The organism is Massilia sp. NP310 (assembly GCF_019443485.1).
GTDB classification, from domain to species: Bacteria; Pseudomonadota; Gammaproteobacteria; order Burkholderiales; family Burkholderiaceae_D; genus Telluria; species Telluria timonae.
In genome coordinates this window covers 2,430,597-2,450,779 of sequence record NZ_CP080379.1, presented here as the reverse complement: position 1 = coordinate 2,450,779, position 20,183 = coordinate 2,430,597, and the positions used below count along the sequence as shown (strand labels likewise).

General features: G+C 66.1%; 17 protein-coding genes. 12 read left to right on the top strand and 5 right to left on the bottom strand.

From position 1 onward, the window contains the following. Window positions 1–14 precede the first annotated feature (14 nt). From KY496_RS10655 to KY496_RS10645, 3 genes are read right to left on the bottom strand one after another with little or no spacing between them, the layout of a single operon-like run. Window positions 15–830: a DUF4198 domain-containing protein gene (locus KY496_RS10655; RefSeq protein WP_219864695.1), complete on the bottom strand. Its 816-nt coding sequence runs from the start codon at window positions 828–830 to the stop codon at window positions 15–17. 29 nt (window positions 831–859) lie between these two features. Next, window positions 860–1,372: a DUF2271 domain-containing protein gene (locus KY496_RS10650; protein ID WP_219864694.1), complete on the bottom strand. Its 513-nt coding sequence runs from the start codon at window positions 1,370–1,372 to the stop codon at window positions 860–862. Window positions 1,373–1,397: 25 nt separating this feature from the next. Beyond that, window positions 1,398–2,108 carry a PepSY-associated TM helix domain-containing protein gene (locus tag KY496_RS10645; RefSeq protein ID WP_005666209.1) on the bottom strand — a complete coding sequence of 237 codons (711 nt, stop codon included), beginning with the start codon at window positions 2,106–2,108 and terminating at the stop codon, window positions 1,398–1,400. Between the two features lie 322 nt (window positions 2,109–2,430). Between KY496_RS10645 and KY496_RS10640 the strand changes: the two genes are divergently transcribed. The 6 genes from KY496_RS10640 (at window position 2,431) to KY496_RS10615 (ending at window position 10,379) form a co-directional block, all read left to right on the top strand. After that, window positions 2,431–5,286 (top strand): 2-oxoglutarate dehydrogenase E1 component, encoded by a 2,856-nt coding sequence (locus KY496_RS10640; RefSeq protein ID WP_040776094.1) that lies wholly within the window; start codon window positions 2,431–2,433, stop codon window positions 5,284–5,286. Window positions 5,287–5,369: 83 nt separating this feature from the next. Further along, window positions 5,370–6,629, top strand: coding sequence for a 2-oxoglutarate dehydrogenase complex dihydrolipoyllysine-residue succinyltransferase (odhB, locus tag KY496_RS10635; RefSeq protein ID WP_184239734.1), 1,260 nt, complete (start codon window positions 5,370–5,372; stop codon window positions 6,627–6,629). A 60-nt stretch (window positions 6,630–6,689) separates the two neighbouring features. After that, window positions 6,690–7,043 carry a PspC domain-containing protein gene (locus tag KY496_RS10630; protein WP_109346952.1) on the top strand — a complete coding sequence of 118 codons (354 nt, stop codon included), beginning with the start codon at window positions 6,690–6,692 and terminating at the stop codon, window positions 7,041–7,043. Between the two features lie 15 nt (window positions 7,044–7,058). Continuing rightward, entirely contained in the window at window positions 7,059–8,495 is a 1,437-nt protein-coding gene (gene lpdA, locus KY496_RS10625; RefSeq protein WP_184239732.1) for a dihydrolipoyl dehydrogenase, read from the top strand. Between the two features lie 82 nt (window positions 8,496–8,577). Further along, a complete protein-coding gene (zapE, locus tag KY496_RS10620; RefSeq protein ID WP_005666217.1) occupies window positions 8,578–9,675 on the top strand; it encodes a cell division protein ZapE in 1,098 nt (365 codons plus the stop codon). A 14-nt stretch (window positions 9,676–9,689) separates the two neighbouring features. After that, window positions 9,690–10,379, top strand: a complete 690-nt coding sequence (locus tag KY496_RS10615) for a hypothetical protein (RefSeq protein WP_005666219.1) — start codon at window positions 9,690–9,692, stop codon at window positions 10,377–10,379. Here KY496_RS10615 and KY496_RS10610 read toward each other — a convergent pair. Next, window positions 10,376–11,161, bottom strand: a complete 786-nt coding sequence (locus KY496_RS10610) for a PP2C family serine/threonine-protein phosphatase (protein WP_005666221.1) — start codon at window positions 11,159–11,161, stop codon at window positions 10,376–10,378. The genes KY496_RS10615 and KY496_RS10610 overlap by 4 nt on opposite strands. Before the next feature lie 181 nt (window positions 11,162–11,342). Here KY496_RS10610 and KY496_RS10605 point away from each other — a divergent pair, with 181 nt between their 5' ends. Together KY496_RS10605 and KY496_RS10600 are read left to right on the top strand one after the other, a co-directional pair. Next, on the top strand, window positions 11,343–11,543 hold the full coding sequence (locus tag KY496_RS10605; RefSeq protein ID WP_005666222.1) for a YdcH family protein: 201 nt from the start codon (window positions 11,343–11,345) through the stop codon (window positions 11,541–11,543). A gap of 31 nt (window positions 11,544–11,574) precedes the next feature. Further along, complete coding sequence (locus KY496_RS10600) at window positions 11,575–13,623, top strand: ATP-dependent DNA helicase (protein ID WP_370660078.1); 2,049 nt, start codon at window positions 11,575–11,577, stop codon at window positions 13,621–13,623. Window positions 13,624–13,640: 17 nt separating this feature from the next. On the opposite strand, the gene KY496_RS10595 is transcribed toward KY496_RS10600, so the two are convergent. Next, a complete protein-coding gene (locus tag KY496_RS10595; RefSeq protein WP_219864693.1) occupies window positions 13,641–14,615 on the bottom strand; it encodes an NADPH:quinone oxidoreductase family protein in 975 nt (324 codons plus the stop codon). 177 nt (window positions 14,616–14,792) lie between these two features. Between KY496_RS10595 and KY496_RS10590 the strand changes: the two genes are divergently transcribed. From KY496_RS10590 to KY496_RS10575, 4 genes are all read left to right on the top strand, one after another. Then, entirely contained in the window at window positions 14,793–15,401 is a 609-nt protein-coding gene (locus tag KY496_RS10590; protein WP_005666225.1) for a toll/interleukin-1 receptor domain-containing protein, read from the top strand. An 8-nt stretch (window positions 15,402–15,409) separates the two neighbouring features. Continuing rightward, on the top strand, window positions 15,410–17,929 hold the full coding sequence (locus tag KY496_RS10585) for a tetratricopeptide repeat protein (RefSeq protein ID WP_219864692.1): 2,520 nt from the start codon (window positions 15,410–15,412) through the stop codon (window positions 17,927–17,929). 632 nt (window positions 17,930–18,561) lie between these two features. Beyond that, entirely contained in the window at window positions 18,562–19,311 is a 750-nt protein-coding gene (gene surE, locus KY496_RS10580) for a 5'/3'-nucleotidase SurE (protein ID WP_184239724.1), read from the top strand. Then, window positions 19,308–20,174 carry a protein-L-isoaspartate(D-aspartate) O-methyltransferase gene (locus KY496_RS10575; RefSeq protein WP_219864691.1) on the top strand — a complete coding sequence of 289 codons (867 nt, stop codon included), beginning with the start codon at window positions 19,308–19,310 and terminating at the stop codon, window positions 20,172–20,174. Before surE ends, KY496_RS10575 begins: the two co-directional genes overlap by 4 nt. Window positions 20,175–20,183: the final 9 nt, after the last annotated feature.

The following is a 20,183-nucleotide window of genomic DNA, read 5'->3' as shown; positions in this document are numbered from 1 at the left end:
CTCGCGCATCCGGCTTATTGCGGCAGGACTTCGAGCGTGGCCGCGTAGCTGTAGCGCTTGGCGCCCGGCTGCGGTTTTCCTTCGCCGAACGGGAAGCCGGCGCTGAGCCAGTACATATTCGCCGCCGGCACGGTGAACGAGGCTTCGCCCTTGGCGTCGGTGCTCAGGCGCTGCTCGCCCGAGGAGCCGCGGTATTTGACGGTGCCTTGCACGATGCTGAATGGCAGGTTGGCGACCGGCTTGCCGTCAAGGTGGAAGCGCACGCGGATCGGCTCGCCGACGCGCAGGTCGGACGGATTGGTCAGCGGGATCATTTCCAGGCCTTCGCCGGTCGGCTTCAGGGCGGTGTCGTTCAGTTTGTTGGCCGAGACGAAGGTTTCGTTGCGCGAGTGGACGGCAGTGGTCTGCACGTCGCTGGCGCCGGCGGGAATCGCCACCGCCGGGCTGCCGGCGGCGCCGCGGAAGCGCTTGGTCTCGCCGTTCAGTTTGTAGCTGCCCATCACGTTGTTGTTGACGATCGACAGGCGATAGGTGCCGTCCTTCGGCAGGCGCAGGTCGAGCGTGCTGCGGTACTTGCCGACCACGGCGCCTTCGGCCTTGGCCTGCACGCCGTCCGGATCGGTGATCACCAGGTTGTCCAGGCGCAGCGGGTGGTGGTTGAACTCGAACACCTCGTTCGAGATCGCGGCGTCGATCGTGACCCAGGCTTCCTTCGCATCGACCATGGCGGTATTCGGCAGGATCCAGGCGCGGTGGGCCTGGGCGGTCATCGAGGCGCCGGCGAGCATCAGGCCGACGATGGCGGCCTTGTAGAATTTATTCGATTGCATGGGGTTCTCCTGATTGTATTTATTCGTCGTTACTGGATCTGGAGCGACACGGCGCCCAGTTCGTCCTTGCCGGCCGCGTTCGCCGCCAGCTTGCCCTTGCCGGTCCAGGTGAACGGCACCTTGACCACTTCGCGGCCGCCCGCTTCGCGCGCCGCTTCCACCACCAGCCGGTAGTCGCCGGGGGGGAGCTTGTCGATGCCATATCTGGCGCCGTCAAATTTCATGGTGTGGGTGCCGGGCGCGCGGGTGGCGCCGCTGACGCCGTCGATCGGCAGGGCGGCGTCGCGGCCCGCCTTGCGCCACCAGGTGCGCAAGTCCTTGACCCATTTCTCGCCGCCCTTGTCCTTCATCTTGACGTCGTACAGCACGGCCAGGTTGGAGGCGATGTTCTGGTCGGCATTCTCGATCCAGATCGCCACATAGGGCTTGTGGTATTCGGCCACGTTCAGCTGCGGCACGTCGAACTTGACGGACAGGTCGGCGCCCATGGCCCAGCTGGACGCGAGCGGGAGGGTGAGGGCGAGCGAATGGGACAGTTTCATTCTTGGTCTTCTCTCGGTAGGTGGATCAGTGGACGAACAGGAGGGCCAGCACGATCGGCAGCACGATGCCGAAACCGACCACCGGCCAGGTCGACGGCCGCTTGGCCGCGTGATACTTCAGGATCAGGAAACCGGTAATGCAGAACACCACGCAGGCCACGGCGAAGAGGTCGATGAACCAGCTCCAGACCACGCCCGTGTTGCGGCCCTTGTGCATGTCGTTGAGCCAGGAGATCCAGCCGCGGTCGGTCTTTTCGAACTCGGCGCTGCCGTCGACCGCGATGCGCAGCCAGGCGTCGCCGCCGGGACGGGGCAGGGCGACATACGCGTCTTCCTCGCTCCACTCGGCGCGCTTGCCGCGCACGTCGACCGGGAAGGCGCCATTGGTCCAGTCCGCGATCTCGCTCGGCAGCGGCACTTCGGCGTCGACGTGGTCTTCGGCAAAGGCCTGCAGCTGGACGCGCAGCGGCTCGGGCAGCGTCGCCTTCAGGCGCGTGACGACGGGCTTGGCCTCGATCAGCGTGGCGTTGTTCAGCGTCAGCCCGGTAAAACTGAACAGCAGCATGGCCATCAGGCAGATGGCCGAACTGATCCAATGCCATTGATGCAACTGCTTGAGCCACATAGCGCGGCGAGCGCCGGGCAGGGCGGTCCCAGCCGCGGCGGCGGCAGGCGCGGGCTCGGCCTTGATGGCCGGCTCGGCTTTATTCTTGAGAGGAGTTGCGGAAGAAGGCATCTTTAAATGATAACGATTATCATTTACATGGTCAACTCAGCAATGAGCGCAATGCGGGATTCGTTCCAAAAGTGCGACTCAGAAATACACATTTTGTAATAAATAATTTCTTGGAAGGGAGTCTGCCCTGGCCGAGATCATGCGTTACAATAATGTGCGCAAATTGGCAGGATTTTGCACACGTATTTTTTAGTACCGAACAGTCCTTCCCCCACAACTTGATGTCTTGAAGTGCAATCCGCTAACCGGTCAGGCCGTGTCGCGGAAGGTTTTAAACAACCCGCCCAAACCTCGCGAAGCGCGAAAAGAAAGGTGAGCAAGAATGATGCAACAATATAACGCCAACTCCTACCTGTTCGGCGGCAATGCCCCGTACGTGGAAGAGTTGTACGAGGCCTATCTGGATAATCCGACCTCGGTGCCCGAAAACTGGCGCGCCTACTTCGACCAGATGCAACACGTGCCGGCAGTCGACGGCTCGAACCGCCCCGATGTGGTGCATTCCTCGGTGGTGGCCTCGTTCGCGGAACGCGCCAAGCAGGGCCCGATCCGTACCGTCGTCGCTTCGGCCGACTCCGAACTGGGCCGCAAACGCGTCGCCGTCACCCAGATCACCGCCGCCTACCGCTACCTCGGTTCGCGCTGGGCCAATCTGGACCCGCTGCAGCGCCAGGAACGCCCACCCCTCCCAGAGCTCGACCCCGCCTTCTACGGCTTCACCGAAGCCGACCTCGACACCGTTTTCAATATCAGCAACACCTATTTTGGCCAGGAAACCGCGCCGCTGCGCGACATCCTGAACATGTTGCGTGATACGTACACCCGTTCGATCGGCGCCGAGTTCATGTACATCAGCGATCCGACCGAAAAGCGCTGGCTGCAAGAGCGTCTGGAATCGATCCGCTCGACCCCGACTTTCAGCGGCGAGAAGAAAAAACACATCCTCGAGCGCCTGACCGCGGCCGAAGGCCTGGAACGCTACCTGCACACCAAGTACGTCGGCGCCAAGCGCTTCTCGCTGGAAGGCGGCGAATCGTTCATCGCCTCGATCGACGAAGTGATCCAGCGCGCCGGTGAAAAAGGCATCCAGGAAATCGTGATCGGCATGGCCCACCGCGGCCGCCTGAACGTCCTGGTCAACACCCTGGGCAAGAGCCCGGCCGACCTGTTCGAAGAATTCGAAGGCAAGCACGCCGACGACCTGCCGGCCGGCGACGTGAAATACCACCAGGGCTTCTCGAGCGATATCTCGACCCCGGGCGGCCCGGTCCACCTGTCGCTGGCGTTCAACCCATCCCACCTCGAGATCGTCAACCCGGTCGTCGAAGGCTCGGTCAAGGCGCGCATGATGCGTCGCGGCGACAAGAAGGGCAAGGAAGTGCTGCCAATTCTGGTGCACGGCGATGCCGCGTTCGCCGGCCAGGGCGTGGTCATGGAAACCCTGAACCTGGCGCAGACCCGCGGCTATGGCACCGGCGGCACCGTCCACATCGTCATCAACAACCAGATCGGCTTCACCACCTCGGATCCACGCGACGCGCGCTCGACCCTGTACTGCTCGGACGTCGTCAAGATGATCGAAGCGCCGGTGCTGCACGTGAATGCCGACGATCCTGAAGCCGTCGTGCTGGCCAGCCAGATCGCCCTCGACTACCGCGCCGAGTTCGGCAAGGACGTCGTGGTCGACATCATCTGCTACCGCAAGCTGGGCCACAACGAGCAGGACACCCCGGCGCTGACCCAGCCGCTGATGTACAAGAAGATCGCCAAGCACCCGGGCACCCGCAAGCTGTACGCCGAGAAGCTGGCCGCGCAAGGCACCATCGAAGCCGACGGCGGCGACAAGCTGGTGGCCGCCTACCGCGACGCCATGGATGCAGGCAAGCACACGGTCGATCCGGTGCTGACCAACTTCAAGGGCAAGTACGCCGTCGACTGGGCGCCGTTCCTGAACAAGAAGTGGACCGATGCCGCCGACACCGCGGTGCCGGTCACCGAACTGAAGCGCTTGGCCGAACGCATCACCAAGGTTCCGGAGGGTTTCAAACCACACTCGCTGGTTGAAAAAGTGCTGGCCGACCGCGCCGCCATGGGCCGCGGCGAAGTGAACCTCGACTGGGGCATGGGCGAGCACCTGGCCTTCGCCTCGCTGCTGTCGTCGGGCTATGCGATCCGCCTGTCGGGCCAGGATGCCGGCCGCGGCACCTTCGTGCACCGCCACGCCGTGCTGCACGACCAGAACCGCGAGCGCTGGGACCAGGGCATCTACCTGCCGCTGGCCAATATCTCCGACAACCAGGCCGACTTCACCGTGATCGACTCGGTGCTGTCCGAAGAGGCGGTGCTGGGCTTCGAATACGGCTTCTCGACCGCCGAACCGAACACCCTGACCATCTGGGAAGCCCAGTTCGGCGACTTCGTCAACGGCGCGCAAGTCGTCATCGACCAGTTCATCGCCTCGGGCGAAGTGAAGTGGGGCCGCGCCTCGGGCCTGGTCATGATGCTGCCGCACGGCTACGAAGGCCAGGGTCCGGAGCACTCGTCGGCCCGTATCGAGCGCTTCCTGCAACTGTGCGCCGACAACAATATGCAAGTGGTGCAGCCGACCACGGCCGCCCAGATCTTCCACCTGCTGCGCCGCCAGATGGTGCGCCAGTTCAGGAAGCCGCTGGTGATCTTCACGCCGAAGTCGCTGCTGCGTAACAAGGATGCCGGCTCGCCGCTGACCGACCTGACCAAGGGCGGTTTCCAGACCGTCATCGGCGAATGCGACGACAAGATCGACGCAGGCAAGGTCAAGCGCGTGATCGTGTGCTCGGGCAAGGTTTATTACGACCTGGTCAACGCACGCAAGACGCGTAACAGCGCCGACACCGCGATCATCCGTATCGAGCAGATGTATCCGTTCCCGCACAAGTCGTTCGCCGCCGAACTCAAGAAGTTCCCGAACGCGACCGAAGTGGTGTGGGCGCAGGACGAGCCGCAGAACCAGGGTCCATGGTTCCAGATCCAGCACAACATCTTCGAAGGCATGGAAGATGGCCAGCGCCTGGCCTACGCCGGTCGCGCCGCGTCGGCATCGCCGGCCGTGGGTTATGCGGACAAGCACATCGCCCAGCAAAAAGAACTGCTGGAGACTGCGTTCTCGAAACTCAAGGGTTTCATCCTGACCAAGTAATCACGGCCGGGTAAGTAAAACCACGCCCCCCGCGTCCCGTGCGCGGGGGCACTTGCAAAGAATAATTACTGGAGTTTTAAAAAATGGCACAAATCGAAGTCAAGGTACCTGTTCTGTCGGAATCCGTTGCTGAAGCAACCCTGCTGTCGTGGCACAAGAAAGTCGGCGAGTCCGTGTCGCGCGACGAAAACATGATCGACATCGAGACCGACAAGGTGGTCCTGGAACTGCCGGCGCCGAGCGCCGGCGTGATCGTGCAACTGCTGAAAGCCGACGGCGATACCGTCGTCGCGGGCGAAGTCATCGCGATCATCGATACCGAAGCATCGGCGCAGACCAGCCCGATCGCCGTCAAGGCCGTCCCATCGGCAGCGCCGAACGCGCCGATCGCCGCACCGGCCGCCGCACCAGCCGCAGACCAGTCGAAAGCAGGCGTCGCCATGCCGGCCGCCGCCAAGATCCTGGCCGACAACAATATGAGCGCTTCGAACGTCGAAGGCTCGGGCCGCGATGGCCGCGTGACCAAGGGCGATGCCCTGGCCGCCGTCGCCGGCAAGCCAGCCGCCGCGCCAGTCGCCGCACCTGCCGCTCCTAAGCCAGCCCTGCAGCAAGTCGCCGCCCCGGCGCCTGCCAACCTGGGCGACCGTCCGGAAGAGCGCGTGCCGATGAGCCGCCTGCGCGCCCGTATCGCCGAGCGCCTGCTGCAATCGCAATCGACCAACGCCATCCTGACCACCTTCAACGAAGTGAACATGGCTCCGGTCATGGAACTGCGTAACAAGTACAAGGACAAGTTCGAGAAAGAGCACGGCGTCAAGCTGGGCTTCATGTCCTTCTTCGTCAAGGCCGCCGTTGCCGCGCTGAAGAAGTACCCGATCCTGAACGCCTCGGTCGACGGCAACGACATCATCTACCACGGCTACTTCGACATCGGCATCGCCGTCGGTTCGCCACGTGGCCTGGTGGTGCCGATCCTGCGCAACGCCGACCAGATGTCGATCGCCGAAATCGAGAAGAAGATCGGTGAGTTCGGCCAGAAAGCCAAGGACGGCAAGCTGACCCTGGACGACCTGTCGGGCGGCACCTTCTCGATCTCGAACGGCGGCGTGTTCGGCTCGATGCTGTCAACCCCGATCATCAACCCACCGCAGTCGGCGATCCTGGGCGTGCACGCGACCAAGGACCGCGCCGTCGTCGAGAACGGCCAGATCGTCATCCGTCCGATGAACTACCTGGCAATGTCGTACGACCACCGCATCATCGACGGCCGCGAAGCCGTGCTGGGCCTGGTCGCGATGAAGGATGCGCTGGAAGATCCGGCCCGCCTGCTGCTGGACCTGTAATTCTCGTCACGTGCCGGCGCCGCCATGGTGGCGCCGGCTTGCTGTTTGCCGGAGAACGCGATGTTGTCAGACGAAATCAAGCGGCTGCACGAGCTGCACCAGGCCGGCGCGCTGTCGGATGCCGAGTTCGAGCAGGCCAAGGCGCGCATCCTGTCGGGCGCCTCGACCGTCAGCCTCAGCAAAGAGCCGCCCACCACCGAGCGGATTTCTTTCGACCAGCACCGCGACGACCTGCTGAGCGGTCTGCGCCGCTCGCGGCTCGACCGCTGGCTGGGCGGGGTGTGCGGCGGCCTGGCGCGCACCTACGGTCTTGAATCGTGGGTCTGGCGCCTGATCTTCGTGCTGTTCGTCCTGACGTTCGGCTTCGGCATCCTGATATACCTGCTGCTGTGGGTATTCATTCCGGAAGAATAAAAAGGAATCAAAGTAATGAGCGATAAACAATTTGACGTCGTCGTGATCGGCGGCGGTCCTGGCGGCTACATCGCCGCCATCCGCGCAGCCCAGCTGGGCTTCAAGACCGCCTGCATCGACGAGTGGAGCAACGCCGCCGGCAAGCCTGCCCCGGGCGGCACCTGCACCAACGTCGGCTGCATCCCGTCGAAGGCGCTGCTGCAATCGTCGGAACACTTCGAACACGCCGGCCACGCCTTCGCCGACCACGGCATCAAGGTCTCGGGCCTGGAGCTCGACCTGGGCACCATGCTCAAGCGCAAGGACACCATCGTCAAGCAGAACAACGACGGCATCCTGTTCCTGTTCAAGAAGAACAAGGTCACCTTCTTCCACGGCCGCGGCGCCTTCGCCGGCAAGGCGGAAGGCGATGCTGGCTACACCATCAACGTCAGCGGCCCGACCACGGACACCATCACCGCCAAGAACGTGGTCGTCGCGACCGGTTCGAACGCACGCCAGCTGCCGGGCGCGGAATTCGACGAGAAACTGATCCTGTCGAACACCGGCGCCCTGGCGATCGACGCCGTGCCGGGCAAGCTCGGCGTGATCGGCGCCGGCGTCATCGGCCTGGAAATGGGCAGCGTGTGGCGCCGTGTCGGCGCCGACGTCACGGTGCTGGAAGGCCTGCCGACCTTCCTGGGCGCGGTCGACGAGCAGATCGCCAAGGAAGCGCACAAGCTGTTCACCAAGCAGGGCCTGAAGATCAACCTGGGCTGCAAGATCGGCGCGATCACCAAGGGCGCCAACGACGTCACCGTGGAATACGCCGATTCGACCGGCGCCGAACAGAAGGCTACCTTCGACCGCCTGATCATCTCGATCGGCCGCGTGCCGAACACCAACGGCCTCGGCATCGAGACCGTGGGCCTGCAGCTCGATGAGCGCGGCTTCGTGGTGGTCGACGACGAATGCCGCACCAGCCTGCCGGGCGTGTGGGCGGTGGGCGACGTCGTGCGCGGCCCGATGCTGGCGCACAAGGCCGAGGAAGAGGGCGTGGCGGTTGCCGAGCGCATCGCCGGCCAGCATGGCCACGTCAACTTCAACACGATTCCATGGGTGATCTACACCTCGCCGGAAATCGCGTGGGTCGGCAAGACCGAACAGCAGCTGAAGGCCGAAGGCGTGCAGTACAAGGCCGGCACCTTCCCGTTCATGGCCAACGGCCGTGCGCGCGCGCTGGGCGACACCTCGGGCATGGTCAAGTTCCTGGCCGATGCCACGACCGATGAAATCCTGGGCGTGCACATCGTCGGCCCGATGGCCTCCGAGCTGATCTCGGAAGCCGTGGTCGCGATGGAGTTCAAGGCGTCGTCGGAAGACATCGCCCGCATCTGCCACGCGCACCCGTCGCTGTCGGAAGCGACCAAGGAAGCCGCGCTGGCAGTCGACAAGCGTTCGCTGAACTTCTAAATCCTGGCCTTTAGCAAGGCTCAAGAGAAAATGTGGGGTGGACGGCCGTGCCGTCCACCCCACATCGTTTGATGGTTCGATCATGAATGTCCAAGAGTATTACCAGCACGCGCTGAACGAGCGCGGCTTCAAGTCAGACCCGGCGCAACAGATGGCGGTGGACCGCCTGCAACAGGCGTACGACGACTGGGTCCACTACAAGGCCCAGCGGTCGTCCGCTTTCAAGCGCCTGATCAACCGGCCCGACGTGCCCAGGGGCGTGTACATGTGGGGCGGAGTGGGGCGCGGCAAATCCTTCCTGATGGATTCGTTCTACCTGGTGGTGCCGGTGGTGCGCAAGACGCGCCTGCATTTCCACGAGTTCATGCGCGCCGTGCACGGCCAGCTGGATGAGCTGAAAGGCGTGGCCGATCCGCTCGACGAAGTGGCCAAGCGCATCGCCAAGAAATATCGCCTGATCTGCTTCGACGAATTCCACGTTTCGGACATCGCCGACGCGATGATCCTGTACAACCTGCTCAAGGCCCTGTTCGACAACGGCGTGAGCTTCGTGATGACTTCCAATTACGAGCCGTCGACCCTGTATCCGGACGGCCTGCACCGCGACCGCATGCTGCCCACCATCGCGCTGCTGCAGGAAAAACTCGACGTCCTGAACGTCGACGCCGGCAATGACTACCGCAAGCGCGCACTGGAGCAGGTGGAGGCCTATTACATGCCGCTCGACGCGGCGTCGGACAAGGCGCTGCGCGACGCCTATGCCAGGGTGGCCGACACCGCCGACGAAGCGCCGGTGGTGACCATCGAAAAGCGCGAGATCCGCGCGCTGCGCCGCGCCGGCGGCGTGATCTGGTTCGATTTCGCCACCCTGTGCGGCGGCCCGCGCTCGCAGAACGACTACCTGGAACTGGCCAGCCAGTTCCACACCGTGATCCTGTCCGGCATCCCGGCGATGTCGGCCGCCCAGTCGTCCGAGGCGCGCCGCTTCACCTGGCTGATCGACGTGTTCTACGACCACAAGGTCAAGCTGATCATGTCGGCTGCAGTCGAACCGGAAGAGCTGTACACCAAGGGCCAGCTGGCGAACGAATTCCACCGGACCGTATCGCGTATCATCGAGATGCAGTCGCGCGAGTACCTGCTGGCCGAACGGCGCGGCGCGGCCGACGCCATTGCATGATCGAAAGGAACACCATGACAAGACAACCGATGCTGCGCGCTACCGCAGCCGCCGCATTTACCCTGTTACTGGCGGCTTGCTCGAGCACCGAGCTGGCGCAGCAGGAGGCGCCGCCGGCGCCCACCACGTCGCCCGAACAGGCCGAACAGCGCCTGGCCGCGGTCGCGGCCGAGCGCGCCGCGATCGAGGCCCGTTTTGCCGAGCGCGAAGTGGTTTGCTACGACAAATTCTTCGTCAACCGCTGCCTGGATGAAGCCCGCGAAGTGCGGCGCGCGGCCCTGGTGACGCAGCGCGCGATCGAGATCGAGGCCTCGCACTATCTGCGTCGCCTCAAGGTCGAGGAGCGCGACAAGGCGATCGCCGCAGCCGATGCCGCCTATGCGCAAGAAGAAGCCAGGCTGGCCGCCGATCCGGCGCCGGCGAAGGACTCGGCCGCCGCCGCGCTGCCGCCGCCACGCACCAAGCCGGGCGAATCGCGCGTGGTGCGCAACCAGCAGCGGGCCCAGGAAAATGCGGCGAACGCCGAGAAGGAAGCCGCGGAGCGCGCGGCCAATGTCGCGGCCTATGAAGAGCGCCGTCGCAAGTCGGAAGAACGCCAGAAAGAAGTGGCGCGCCGCGTGGCCGAGCGCGAAGCCAAGGCGGCCCAGCGCGCGGCCGAGGAAGCGAAGCGGGCGAACGGCAATCAGCCGGCGCCAACGAACTAGCGCTGACCGGCGAACGACCCGTCCTGGGCCGGCTTGACCAGCTTCACGATGGCCATGGTGCAATTGCCGCCTTTGCCTTGCGAGCGCTCGGTGGCTTTGTTGATGAGCATTTCGGAGGCCTGGCGCGGCGTCGTCCTGGCGGTCACGGCCGCCAGCTCGGCGTCGGTGAAGAAATGCCACAGGCCGTCCGAGCACAGCAGGAAGCTGTCGCCTGCGGCCAGCCCAGTATGGCTGCCGGTCGTGACGAAAGGTTCCTTGCGGCTGTTTCCTAGTACATTGAGCAAGAGCTTGGAGCGGCGGTGGTTGCGCGCCGCCTCCGGCGGCAGGCGGTCGCTGGCGACCAGGTGCTCGACATAGGCGGCGTCGCCCGTGCGCACCGCGCACTTGCCGTGCTCGAAGCGGTACAGGCGCGAATCGCCCACGTGGGCCCAGACCGCCTCGCCGTGCGGGCTGATCACCAGGCCGACGAAGCTGGCGTGGATCTCGGCCTGCGTGGCCACGGCATTCATCTTGATCACCGTGTGGGTCTCGCTGATCATCTCGTGCAGCAGCTGGGCCAGGCGCTCGATGCCGGGACGGTCGCCGGGCTTGAATTCGTCGAAGACCTGGCGCGCCGTGTGCAGCACCTGGTCGGCCCCGGCCGGACTGGCGACCCCGTCCGACAGCACCGCCAGCACGTAGCCGGGGGCGCGGGCGCCGGTGAACAGGGCGGCGCGGTCGTTCTGCTGGGGGCGGTTCCCGATGTGTTGCGCGGTGCCCGCTTCGATCTTGTAAGAAGTCATAAATCCGTGTTTTCCAGGACGCTAACGCCAATCTTTGTTGGCGGCAACCTCCGCCTCGATTAAACTATGCACTGAGAAGCCACCAGCTTGCAAGTTAATCTTGTAGCAACAAGATAGCATAATCCGGAGCGCCCGCCCTGGCCGGCGCTTTTCGCCATTCTTTCCCGTAACTGCATCCAACATGACTGACGTACAGGACATCCAGCGCCGTATTATCGAACTCGATGTGGAGCACCGCGACCTCGACGCCGTCATCTCCCTGTTGACGGCGGACGGTCATGCCGACCAGTTACAACTGCGCCGCCTCAAGAAGCGTAAACTGCAGCTCAAAGATCATATTACGCTGCTGAAGATGCAGCTGGTACCCGATATCCCGGCCTGATTCATTCCCAGGCCCAACGAAACCACGTATTTTGACCGACCAACTTTCTGCTTCTCCGGATGCGGTAGAGACTATTGCTCCCGCAACACCGGAATCCCAGGCTCCCGCCGGCAAGTACGACGCCGACGTCGATCGCCTGTTCGGTGCGGGCGGCCCGCTCGCACCCGCCGTCGGCACGTTCAAGCCGCGCCAGTCGCAGACCGAGATGGCCAAGGCCGTGGCCCAGGCCATCGCCGACCAGCAAGTGCTCATGGCCGAGGCCGGCACGGGCACCGGCAAGACCTTCGCCTACCTGGTGCCGGCGCTGCTGTGGGGCGGCAAGACCATCGTCTCGACCGGCACCAAGAACTTGCAAGATCAATTGTTCCTGCGCGATATCCCGACCGTGCGCGCCGCCTTGCGCGCGCCGGTCTCGGTCGCCCTGCTCAAGGGCCGCTCGAACTACGTCTGCCATTTCCACCTCGAGCGCACCCTGCAGAACGGGCGCCTGACCTCGCGCGACGACGTCGGCCACCTGCGCGAGATCTCGCGCTTCATCAAGATGACGAGCTCGGGCGACAAGGCCGAGCTGGCCAAGGTGCCCGAGACCGCCACCGTCTGGAACCTGGTCACCTCCACGCGCGACACCTGCATGGGCGCCGAATGCCAGTACTACCAGGATTGCTTCGTGATGAAGGCGCGCAGGGAAGCGCAGCAGGCCGATGTCGTGGTGGTCAACCACCACCTGTTCTTCGCCGACGTGGCGCTGAAGGATACCGGCGTGGCCGAGCTGCTGCCGTCGGCCAATACCATCATCTTCGACGAGGCGCACCAGCTGCCCGACGTCGCGACCCTGTTCTTCGGCCAGTCGGTCTCGACCTCGCAAGTGCTGGAACTGTGCCGCGACGTGCTGGCCGAAGGCCTGGCCCATGCGCGCGGCGGCCCGGACTGGGCCAAAGTGGTGACCGTGGTCGAGAAGGCCGCGCGCGACCTGCGCCTGTCCTTCGGCGACGGCAACTTGCGCCTGTCGCTGCCGCAGATCATGCCGACCTCCCAGTTCTTCCCGGCACTTGAAAAGCTCAAAGAAGAAATCGCCGGCATGATCACGGTGCTGGAGGAAAATTCCGCGCGCGCCGAAACCATCGAAGCCTGCCGCGTGCGTGCGCACGAGCTGGCCGCCGCCTTCGAGGCCTGGAAGCCGGACCACAAGGCGCCGGCCAACGAGCAGGCGGTGCTGTGGGCCGAGGCCTTCTCGTCTTCGCTGCAACTGCACAAGACGCCGCTGTCGATCGCGCCGATCTTCGCCAGCCAGAGAGAGGGCACGCCGCGCAGCTGGATCTTCACCTCGGCCACGCTGGCGGTGAAGAACGACTTCAAGCATTTCTCAGACCAGCTGGGACTGACCGGCGAGCCGGCCAAGACCTGGCCCAGCCCGTTCGACTACCAGAACCAGGGCATCCTGTACGTGCCGACCGGCCTGCCCGAGCCGCAGGCGGCCGTGTACACCGACGCGGTGGTCGATGCCGCCTTGCCGGTGATCGAGGCCGCCGGCGGCCGCACCTTCTTCCTGTGCACGACGATCCGCGCCGTCAACAAGGTGGCCGAGCGCCTGCGCGCCGAGTTCGCCGAACGCGGCTGGGATTTCCCGCTGTTCGTGCAGGGCGAGCGCGGCCGTACCGAACTGCTCGATTCCTTCCGCAATGCGGGCAATGCGGTGCTGGTCGGCAGCCAGAGCTTCTGGGAAGGCGTCGACGTGCGCGGCGATGCGCTGTCGCTGGTGATCATCGACAAGCTGCCGTTCGCGCCGCCCGACGATCCGGTGCTGGCCGCGCGCATCGAGGTGATGGAAAAGCAGGGCATGAACGGCTTCATGCACCACCAACTGCCCGAGGCGATCATCACCCTGAAGCAGGGCGCCGGACGCCTGATCCGCGACGTCGACGACCGCGGCGTGCTGATGATCTGCGATCCGCGCATCATCACCAAGCCGTATGGCCGCCGCATCTGGCAGAGCCTGCCGTCGTTCAAGCGCACCCGGGTGCAGGAAGAGGTGATCCAGTTCTTCCGGCCGGTCGAAGAGGCGGACCAGAGCGCGGCATGAGCGCGGCCTGAGCGGCGTCAGGGCACGATGATCACCTTGCCGATGACCTTGCGCGCCGCCATGTCGTTCAAGGCCTGCGCGGTGTCGGCCAGCGCATAGCGCCGCGACACCAGCGGCCGCAGTTTCCCTTCCGCGATCCAGCCGGTGATGCGCTCCATCGCCGCCAGGTGCGCATCCTGTTCCTTGCGCGTGAAGTCGCCCCAGAACACGCCCACCACCGACGCCCCTTTCAGCAGCATCAGGTTCCACGGCAGGCGCGGGATCTCGCCGGCCGCGAAGCCCACCGCCAGGTGGCGCCCGCGCCAGGCGATCGAGCGCAGCGCCGGTTCGCTGTACTTGCCGCCGACCGGATCGTAGATGACGTCCGGGCCGCGGCCATCGGTGGCGGCGCGCAGCGCTTCGCGCAAGTCCGCGGTTTCATAATTGATCAGCACGTCGGCGCCGTGCGCCTTGCACGCCGCCAGCTTCTCGTCGCTGGACGCGGCCGCGATCACGCGCGCGCCGAGGGCCTTGCCGATCTCGATCGCCGCCAGGCCCACGCCGCCGGCCGCGCCCAGCACCAGCATCGTTTCGCCCGGCTGCAAGGCAGCGCGGTCGGCGACCGCGTGGTACGAGGTGCCGTAGGTGAGCGTGATCGCGGCGGCGACGTCGAAGTCCATGTCGTCCGGCATCGGGAGGAAGGCGCTGCCCGGGGCTACGGCCTGCTCGGCGAAGGCGCCGGTGCGGGTGAAACCGATCACGCGCTGGCCGGGGACGAAGCCGCGGACGTCGGCGCCGACGGCGCGCACTACGCCCGCGAACTCGTTGCCCGGCGTGAAGGGAAGGGGAGGACGCACCTGGTATTTGCCCTGGACCGTCAGCACGTCGGGGAAGTTGACGCCGGCCGCCTTCACGTCCACCACGACGTCGCCCGGGCCGGCGACCGGTTCCGGCAAGTCTTCCAGCACCAGGCTGTCTGGTGGTCCCCAAGCGGTGCAGCGTACGGCTTTCATTGCTTCCTCACAGTTTTATTAGCGGGGTTATTGGCGGGGCGAATTATGCCTTAAGAAACAGAGCGAATCTTCGTCCGCAAGGCCCGTGTCTGCTTGTCCGCCCGCAAAGCCGGCAAGGGACTGCGCGCTAGAGTCTTGGGATGCGGGCGCCACGCGCGCCGGGACCAGAGGACAAGCATGGCAATCCGTTACGGTTGTTTCTTCAGTTATGCCCACGGCCGACACGCGCTGATGCAGCGCTTCAAGTCGGCCCTGGCCGACGCCCTGCGCTGCTATCTCGAACCCTACTTCGACAACGAAGACGAACTGTTTGTCGATACCGAGCAGTTGGGCGGCGGCGACGATCTCGACCGCAAGATCGCACGCGCCATGTGCGAGAGCGTCTGCATGATCCTCATCTACACGCCCAAGTACGAGGCCCACGCCTATACGCGGCGCGAGTACGAGGCCATGCGCCTGATCGAGGCCGAGCGCGGCAAGTGGTACACGCTGCCGAGCCGCCTGATCATCCCGGTCGTCATGACGCGCCACCCCGAATCCCTGCCGCCCCAGATCAGCGACGCGCGCTTCTATGTCGACTTCTCGCACTACACGATGGCCACGCCCGATCTGATGTCGAATCCAGACTTCTTGCCGGACATTGACAAGATGGTCAAGCGGATTGCAGCCCATTATGCATGTCAAAAAAAGCATACGCCGCTCGACCACGACTGCAACCAATTCGTGCTTCCCGCTGTCCCACCCGAATGGCGCGATGTTCCAGAACTGACGTTTCCAAAAGAATGAGGAGCCATATGGACCAACAAGGTATCTCGCTCCAGCCGCTGGCCACGCCAGGCGCGGTGACGAGCTTCTATGCCTACGAGGGCGGCGCGGCGCGCAATGCCGTGCTCGCGGCGCTGGCGCTGCAGCTGGCGGGTGGGGACGCCGAGGCGCCGGTGCTGGTGATCGACTGGGATCTCGAGGCGCCGGCGCTGCATCGCCATTTCGCAGTGCCGGCCGATGAACCGTTTGCCGACCTGCCTGTTTCCCTGCATGGCGCCGGGCCGGCGCCCGCGCACCCGGCGGCGCCTGCGGGCGCGCATGCCACCGACGACGAAGCCGGCGACGCGGTCCGGCCCGGCCTGCTCGAGTTCCTCGAGGCCTGCCGCGCCCGGCTGCGCAACACCGCCGGCCGCGGCGAGGAGCTGGCCGACCGCGTGATCGACGGCGTCGGCTGGCAGGCCTATCTCGAGCGCGCCGACGGCCGCCGTCCGCTCTACCTGCTGCGCGCCGGACGCTTCGACGGCAGCTATGCTGAGCGCGCGGGCCGGCTCGACTACCCGGCCCTGTTCGACGCCTGCCCGGCGCTGTTCCGCCGCTTCGCGGCGCGCCTGGCGCAGCACTTCGGCCACGTGCTGGTCGCCACCGCCGCCGGGCGCTCGGCCGCCGTCAGCGTGTGCTCGACCCTGGTGCCCGACCGCCTGGTAGGCCTGTTCACGCCGGCGCCGGGCAGCATCGAAGGCATCGAAGGCATGCTGCGGCGCGCCATCGATTACCGCTGCACCCACGAAGAAGAACAGCGTCCGCTGCTGCTCTATCCGCTGGCCTGCACGGCCGACGGCGCGCGCAGCGATCCGCATGCGCGCTGGCGGCGTGGCGATGCGCGCCATGGCCCGGGTTACCAGCCGCGCATCGAGGCGCTGCTGCGCGCCAGCTATGGCTGGTCGCGCGTCAACCTCGACAGCTGGTTCGACGAGACCCAGCTGGCGCTGGCCGACGCCTTGTCCACCGCCGGTCCGGCCGGCGACCGCCGTGCGCTGGCGCGCCATGCCGCGCTGCTGGCCGAATGGCTGGCGCCGGGCCGCTTCCCCTGGCAGTCGCTGACCGAAGTGCGCCTGCGCGCGGCGGTCGCGCAGGCCCGCCGCCAGGCCGGCGGCGACGACATCGGCTCACCGTCGCTGGCCGATCACCTCGCCCGCTTGGGCGAGCTGTGCCGCCGCGAGCGGCGCCGCGACGAAGCCCGCGCCTGCCTCGAAGAAAGCCTGGCCGTGCGCGAACGCCTGCTTGGCGACGACCACGCGGCCACGCGCCAGGTCCGCCTCGCGCTGGCCGCGCTCCTGCTCGACAGCGGCGTCGTGCAAGAGGCGCGCCGCCACTACGACCTGCTGGTCCAGGCCTGCGCGCGCACGGCCGGCCCTGATGCGCCCGAGACGCTGGCGGCGCGCTCGCAGCTGGCGCGCGCGCTGGCCGCGCTGGGCGAGGGCGAGCGCGCGCTGGCGCTGCACGAGCAGGTGGTGTCCACCTGCGAACGCGCGCTCGGCGCCGAACACCTGGTCACGCTCGACTGCCTCGAAGACCTGGCGCACAGCCTGGTGCAGCAGCGCGAATTCGAACGCGCCCGCATCGTGGTCGAACGGGTGCTCGACGCCCGTCGCCGGCGCCAGGGCAGCGAGCATGCCGACACCCTGCGTTGCGGCCAGCGGCTGGCGCTGCTGCTGGGCGAGACGGGCGAACTGGGCAACGCGCGGCGCATGCTCGAATCGGTGTTGCGGGCCCATGAACGTCACGACGGCCTGGACGCCGCCGGCACACTGTCGGCGCGCGAGGCGCTGGCCGAGATCCTGGCGGCGCAGGGCGACCTGGCGGCGGTGCGCAGCATCCAGGAATCGCTGGCGCGCACGCGCGAGCGACACCTGGGGGCCGGCCATCCCGAAACGCTCAATATGCAGCTGCGGCTGGCCTCGACCCTGGGCCAGCAGGGCGAGGCCGAAGCCGCGCGCCGCCTGCGCGAACAGGTGGCCGAGCTGCGCCAGCACTTGCGCGAAGTCGAAGGCGCGCCGCCGCCCGGCAGCGCCCTGGACGATGCCGCGCAGGCGCAGCTGACAAACCAGATGCGGGACCAGATGCGGGCGCACAGCGGGGCATCCGGTTCCAGCCTGTCGCCGGGCGGCGTGGCGCCCGGTCTGTCATCGTCGCCGCCTGTGGCGGACGGCGTTGCAGCGCACGGCCAGCATGAACTTGCGGCGCCGCGCGAGCATGCCGAAACCAGTCATGCGGCCGATAACCTGGGCCACAAGCTCACTGAGTTGCAGAACCTGATCGACAGCCGCAGTCCTGAAGAAGCCAGGGCGCTGGCCGACAGCCTGCGCACCTCGGTGCTCATGCCCAGCGCCGCCCATCCGCTGCGCCGACGCGGCGCCGCCATGATCAAGCAGGTCTATCTGCAAGAGGGCGACAAGGATGCACTGTTGTCCTTCACCCAGGACGAAGTGTCGCTGCTCGAAGGGGCCTTGATCGAGGCGGCGCGCGACAATCCGATGGCGATGCGCTGACAGCGCGGTGCGGGCGCTGCGCCAGCCTCGACGCCCGGCATGGTCCGGGCAAGTGCTTGCGCCGGCGCTCGTATGCCGGTGCCCGTATGCCGGCGCCCGTATGCCGGCGCCCGTATGCCGGCGCCCGTATGCCCGGATCGCCGGGCGCCGAGCCGCCGACCGGCCCCGCTTGCCCGCAGACCATCAGTCCGCCAGTCCGCCAGTCCGCCAGTCCACCAGTCCACCAGTCCACCAGTCCACCAGTCCACCAGTCCAACGGGCCGCCGTCCCGCCGAGCCCTTGCCGCGCCAACTTGTCGACTTGCCAGCCCGGATTCACCGGCCCTGGCTCGACGGCATCGAACCGACATCCATTGCGCGGCGCCAGTCCACAGCAGCCTGGCCGGCTTCGCATCGCGCTGCGCCGACTTGCCATCGCTACCGCACCACGCCCCGCATTAACTGCGGGACAAGCAACTTGACAGGACGGCATTGCGTGGTTATCGCCGAGCTTGTCAGCCTGTCCAGTAAACTGTCGCATGGCCGCCGCACTGTTAACAGACGGTTCATCGGCCGTCCCGGATTGTGAAATCCGGGCGTGAATTTCTGCTGCCGGGCGTCGATACAGGCGTTGCTTCGGGTAAAATCTCCGCCATGCGAATCTTGATCAGTAACGATGACGGTTATCTGGCGCCTGGGCTGCAGGCGCTGGCGGACGCGCTCGCGCCGATCGCCGACATCGTCGTCGTCGCACCCGACAGCAATCGCTCGGGCGCCTCGAATTCGCTGACCCTGGACCGACCGCTGTCGGTCTACAAATCGGCCAACGGCTTCTATTTCACGAATGGCACGCCGACCGACTGCGTGCACATCGCCCTGACCGGCATGTCCGATGCGCCGCCCGATCTGGTGGTTTCCGGCATCAATAATGGCCAGAATATGGGCGACGACACCCTGTACTCCGGCACCGTCGCCGCCGCCACCGAAGCTTTCCTGTTCGGTCTGCCGGCGATCGCGTTTTCGCAAGTGCACGGCGGCTGGGCCCACGTCGATTCGGCCGCCCGGGTCGCGCGCGACATCGTCGAGCGCTTCGCCGCCGGCGGTTTCGACATGCTGCCCAAGCCTTTCCTGCTGAACGTGAACATCCCGAACTTGCCGTACGAGGACATCGGCCCGCTGACCCCGACCCGCCTCGGACGCCGCCACCAGGCCGAGCCCGTGATCCGCGCGCAGGATCCGCGCGGCCGCGAGATCTTCTGGATCGGCGCCCCCGGCGCCTGCCGCGACGCCGGCGAGGGCACCGACTTCCACGCGACCGCGCAGGGCCGCGTGTCGATCACGCCGCTGCAGATCGACCTGACCCACAAGACCCAGCTGGCCCTGCTGGCGGGAGGCTTGGCATGAAGGATGCGCGACCGAATTTTCCGCTGCCGCTGTCGTCGGTGACGAGCGGCGTGCGCAAGCCCGGCACGCCGGCGCCGGTGCAGACGCCGCAGACCGCCACCCGCAACGCCACCACCTATACCGGCGCCAGGACGCCGCCGTCCCCGGGGCCGGCGCCACGCACGCCAGGCTATGTGCAGGCGGCCAGCAGCGCGCCGGCCGCCCAGCGTTCCGACCTGGCGGCCACCGAGGCGGTGCGCCGCGCGATGGTCGGCCGCGTCGCGCGCCAGGGCGTGCGCGATCCGCAGGTCCTGATGGCGATGGAAACCGTGCCGCGCCACCTGTTCATCGAGCCGGCGATGTCCGGCCAGGCGTATGTCGACGCCTCGCTGCCGATCGGCCATAACCAGACGATTTCCCAGCCCTATATCGTCGCCCGCATGATCGAAGCAATGCGCGAAGCGATGCGTCCCGGCGCCACGCTGGGGAAGGTGCTCGAGATCGGCACCGGCTGCGGCTACCAGGCCGCGGTCCTGTCCTTCGTCGCAAAAGAGGTGTATTCGATCGAGCGCATCAAGCCCTTGCACGAGCTCGCGAAGACCAATCTGCGGCCGCTGCGGATATCGAACCTGCGTTTGCAGTATGGGGATGGTATGCTAGGCTTGCCGCAGGTCGCGCCTTTCGATGGCATCATCCTCGCCGCCGCCGGGCTCGAGGTGCCGCGGGCCCTGCTCGAGCAGCTGGCCATCGGCGCGCATCTCGTGGCGCCGGTCGGCGCCCAGGTGCAGCACCTGCACCGTATTACCCGCACCGGCAAATCCGAGTGGACCAGCGAAACGCTGGAAGCGTGCCACTTCGTGCCGCTGCGCCCAGGCACCATCTGAAAACCCAAC